At 61.3% G+C, this 4,295-nt stretch carries 3 protein-coding genes; all 3 read right to left on the reverse strand.

Annotation, left to right across the window (positions count from 1 at the left end):
* Positions 1 to 2,021 (reverse strand): M13 family metallopeptidase (locus VIG90_RS09365; RefSeq protein ID WP_331593237.1); only part of this gene is annotated, 2,021 nt, incomplete at its 3' end.
* Between the two features lie 268 nt (positions 2,022 to 2,289).
* Positions 2,290 to 2,961 carry a sulfite oxidase-like oxidoreductase gene (locus tag VIG90_RS09370; protein ID WP_331593238.1) on the reverse strand — a complete coding sequence of 224 codons (672 nt, stop codon included), beginning with the start codon at positions 2,959 to 2,961 and terminating at the stop codon, positions 2,290 to 2,292.
* Between the two features lie 165 nt (positions 2,962 to 3,126).
* Positions 3,127 to 3,882, reverse strand: a complete 756-nt coding sequence (locus VIG90_RS09375) for a PEP-CTERM sorting domain-containing protein (protein WP_331593239.1) — start codon at positions 3,880 to 3,882, stop codon at positions 3,127 to 3,129.
* Between the last annotated feature and the right edge of the window lie 413 nt (positions 3,883 to 4,295).

Genomic DNA, 4,295 nt, shown 5'->3' on the forward strand with positions numbered 1-4,295 from the left:
AGGTAAAGTTTGTCGCCCGGCTTTACATCGAACGCTTTGTACCAGCCATCCATGTTCCGAACGATGCCGTTGGTGCGGTATTCGGACGGCGAATGCGGGTCAGTGACAAGGCGACGACGCAGCTCAGCCTCACGGTAAGCGCGACGCCACACCTGCGCCCAGCCGAGGTAGAAGCGCTGATCGCCCGTGGTGCCGTCGATCACCGGTGCGTCCTTGCCGTTCAGCGACAGCTTGTAGGCCGCGTGAGCGACGCTGAGACCGCCAAGATCGCCCAGGTTCTCGCCGAGGGTGAGCTTGCCGCGCACGCATTCGCCGGGGAACGGACAGTATTTCTCATACTGCGCCGACAGGCCGAGGCCGAGCGAGTCGAACCGGGTACGGTCCTGCTCGGTCCACCAGTTGATCTCCATGCCGTCGCCATTGACCTTGGAGCCCTGATCGTCGAAGCCATGGCCGAGTTCGTGGCCGATCACCGCGCCGATGCCGCCGTAGTTCACGGCATCGTCCGCGTTCGGATCGAAGAAGGGCGCCTGAAGGATGGCGGCCGGGAACACGATCTCGTTGTTAGTCGAGTAGTAGTAGGCATTGACCGTCTGCGGGGTCATGAACCACTCGTCCCGGTCAACCGGCTTGCCGAGCTTGTTCACTTCGCGCCAGAACTCGAATTCCGCCGCGCGCTGGGCGTTGCCGAGCAGGTCGCCCGCCTTCACCTCGTAGTTGGTGTAGTCACGCCACTTGGACGGATAGCCGATCTTCGGATTGAACTTGGCCAGCTTGTCCTTGGCCTTGGCCTTGGTGTCCGGCGTCATCCAGTCCAGGCTGTTGATGCGCTGGTCGTAGGCGAGGATGACGTTCTTCACCAGCTTGTCGGCCGCGGCCTTGGACTCGGGCGGGAAGTGACGCTCGACGTAGATCTTGCCGACGGCCTCGCCCATGGCCATTTCGACCAGCTCGATGCCACGCTTCCAGCGGGCCTTGAGCGCCGGAGTGCCGGAGAGGGTGCGGCCCGAGAAGTCGAACTCTTCTTCCACGAACGCCTTCGGCAGGACGCCCGCATAGGCGCTGAGGTAATGGAAGGTCAGGTAGTCCTTCCAGGTTTGCAGCGGCGTGCTCGCCACCACCTGCGCCATGCCGGTGAAGGCGCTGGGCTGGGAGACGAGGAACGCGGGCTGCGTGTTCAGGCGCAGCGCGGTGAAGTAGGCCGACCAGTCGAAGCCCGGCGCTTCGGCCTGAAGCTGGGCCAGCGTGCGCTTGTTATAGGTCTTGTCGCGGTCACGGCTGTCGCTGCGCGACCAGTGAACCTTGGCCATGGATTCTTCCATGGCATAGATGGCATTGGCCTTCGCCGTGGCATCCGCCGCCGGCACGCCCGCCAGCTTGAACATGTTGGCGATGTGCAGCTTGTACTTCTCGCGGGCCTCCGCGAAGTTCGGATTGTCGACGAGGTAATAGTCCCGGTCCGGCAGGCCGAGACCGCCCTGCCCCATGTACGGCACGTACACGTCCGGCGCCTTGCGGTCCTGACCGATGTAAATACCGAACGGCTGCTTGGCCGACAGGGTCGCCATGCGGGCGAAGGCCTGCGCCAGCTGTGCGGGTGTCTGGATTGCCTTGATACGGTCCAGCTCCGGCTTGGCGGGGGCCAGGCCCGCCTTCTCGATGGCGGCCTCGTTCATGAAGTCACCATAGAGGGTGCCAATCTTCCACGCCTCGGTGCCCGGCGCGGCCTTGGACGCGCCCAGCTCCTCGACGATGGCGTGGATCTGCGCTTCGGCCTGATCCGCCAGCACGGTGAACATGCCGTAGTTCGACTTGTCTTCCGGAATCGGCGTGTTCTTCAGCCACGCGCCATTGGCGTAATTGTAGAAGTCATCTCCCGGCTTCACGCCGGTGTCCATGCCTGCGGCATCGAAGCCGTAGGTGCCGTAGGTCGGCTTTCCGGCCTCGGCCAGAGCAGGCCCTGCAAGGCTCAGGCTCAGCGCAACACTGCTGGCCAGAGTGAAGAGGCGAATGCGATTCATGAATACCCCCGCAGATGATGCGGCCTCGGGCATCCCGAAAGCCGCAGGGTGTTGGTGTTCGCGACGACGCGACAATATCGGCCTGCAAACAGCGCGCACGGTACTGGGAAGACAAGAATCCATACCCCTCCCGCGCGCAGCAGGCGATCAGGGGCGAAACGGTAATCCCTGCCGCAGGCGGCCGCAAGGAAGCCGAGGCACGATCATCGCGCCCCAGCATCGTTTGGCCGCACGAGCGGTCGGTTTGCTGGCGGATAGGCTCGCCCGATTACGAGTAGCGATCCTCGTTCCAGGGATCACCCTCGTTATGATAGCCGCGCACCTCCCAGAAACCGGGCTTGTCCTGCGCCACGAACTCGATGCGGCGGATCCACTTGGCGGACTTCCAGAAGTAGAACTTCGGAATCACCAGCCGCGCTGGGCCGCCGTGCTCACGCGTGATCTGCTGGCCGTCATGCGTGTGGGCGACCAGACAATCCTCGTCCGAGAAATGCTCAAGCGTCACGTTGGTGGTATAGCCATCGTAGCTGTGCAGGACGACATGGCGCACCTCGGGCCGGGGCTTCACCACCTCAAGGATGTGGCGGGTGGAAACACCGTTCCAGCGGTTGTCATAGCGCGACCACTGGGTCACGCAGTGAATGTCCGACACATCCTCGAACTGCGGCTGGGCCATGAAATCGTCCCAGGTCCACACCACCGAATTGTCCACGAGGCCATCGATGGTCAGCGACCACTGCTCCTTCGGAATGTGCGGCTGAATGCCGAGGTCCAGCACGGGCCAGGTCTCCACCAGACGCTGGCCGGGTGGCAGACGTTCCACCATCCGGTCTCCGGTCTTGCCGGTGAGCAGGCGGCCTTCCTTGGCCCACTGCTGCTTGGACCGGATGAGCTTGTCTTTCATCTGGCCCCCGTCCTTCTGGCTTTCGTCGCTCGACATGGCACCCGCCTTGGGGCAACCGCCCCGATGTGAAACCCGTTTGCCGAGAGATAAGACGAGTGCTCTGCCCTGACCAGAGCCTATGGCCGCCATTGGGCCCGCCAGATGCGCAAAAGGCCGCCCAGAAGGGCGGCCTTTCCGGCAACAGCACCAAGATATCCGGTTTTACTGGCGGCGCCGACGCAGCAGGCCTACGCCCAGCAGCCCCGCACCAACCAGAGCAATGGCGGCTGGCTCCGGCACGGCTTCAGGATTACCGACACCCGGCAACTGGGTGGTTGGCGAGGTTGTCTCTTCGATCGGCAAGGAGCCGCCCGACGGCAGCGGCCCGCCCGGAATGCCGGGGTTGACGATTTCTTCGAAGCTGCTGTCAGGCAAGCTGGGCACTGGAACAGGCTGGACCGGGGCCGGATCGGCGGTACCGATCTCTGGTGCAGACCCTGACCCGGCACCCGGATTGGCACCGGGAGCATAGCTGAACGCGATCTGGTAATTAAACGCCTTGTCCTTGCCACCTGCGGCCGGAAGGGTGTTAAACACTCTGACCGAGTAATATGCGGTTTCCGGGATGGTGAAAATGTACTGCGCATCCCGGTAAGGACCGCTGAAACCATCAAGCTGATCGATCTCGTCATTGGCGGTGCCGAGCAACCTGAGGTTCTGCGTATCGCCGTAGCCCTGATACAGAAAAAAGGCCGTATCGAAGGCGTTCTCCAGCCGGTTCACCGTAACTGCAACCTTGTCGCCAGCTTTGCCCTGAAAGCTCCACCAATCAGACTGGTACTGCTTCAAGGCATGTACTGTCGTGCTGCCTAGGGCAATCGTGCCTTCATAAGAAAGCGGCGCGGCGCGCACAGGGCCAGCAACACTGGCAGCCACCCCAAGAAGGGCTGCAAACTTCAAGCCTGACAGGAATTGCATGATCGTCTCCGAAGGCGCAGGCCATGCTTGCGGGTTAATCCCCACCAAACCCTTTCGCGCCGGGCCGTCGCACTATTGCACACGGCCGATGTAGTGCGGATGCATATGCCATAAAAACAGAGACCAATCGCGTAGATTATTTGGCCCGAGCGCCCTGTTGGCCGCGACATTTTGCCAGTCAATGGAACCAAAACAACATGATCGAAAGTAAAGTTTACTTCTAAGACTCTGATCTTATTTTCAGCTTTGTGATTATAATCGCGATTTACTGCAAAGCTTCGTTTCGTTAGCCTTTCCAGTTGAAACTGGAATGGCGATTCTGCCGCCGCGCCAACACTTTGATTGTTTTCCTGGAATAAAGGATAGCTGTTTCGGTTGCCAAAACAGCATCCCAGCACAGCAGTTTTAATATA

It is taken from the genome of Pedomonas sp., assembly GCF_036515995.1.
GTDB lineage: Bacteria > Pseudomonadota > Alphaproteobacteria > Sphingomonadales > Sphingomonadaceae > Pedomonas.

Bases quoted from the DNA above. Each gene is read 5' to 3' on its own strand.
- VIG90_RS09370 (WP_331593238.1), bottom strand. From the start codon at position 2,961: ATGTCGAGCGACGAAAGCCAGAAGGACGGGGGCCAGATGAAAGACAAG.
- VIG90_RS09375 (WP_331593239.1), bottom strand. From the start codon at position 3,882: ATGCAATTCCTGTCAGGCTTGAAGTTTGCAGCCCTTCTTGGGGTGGCT.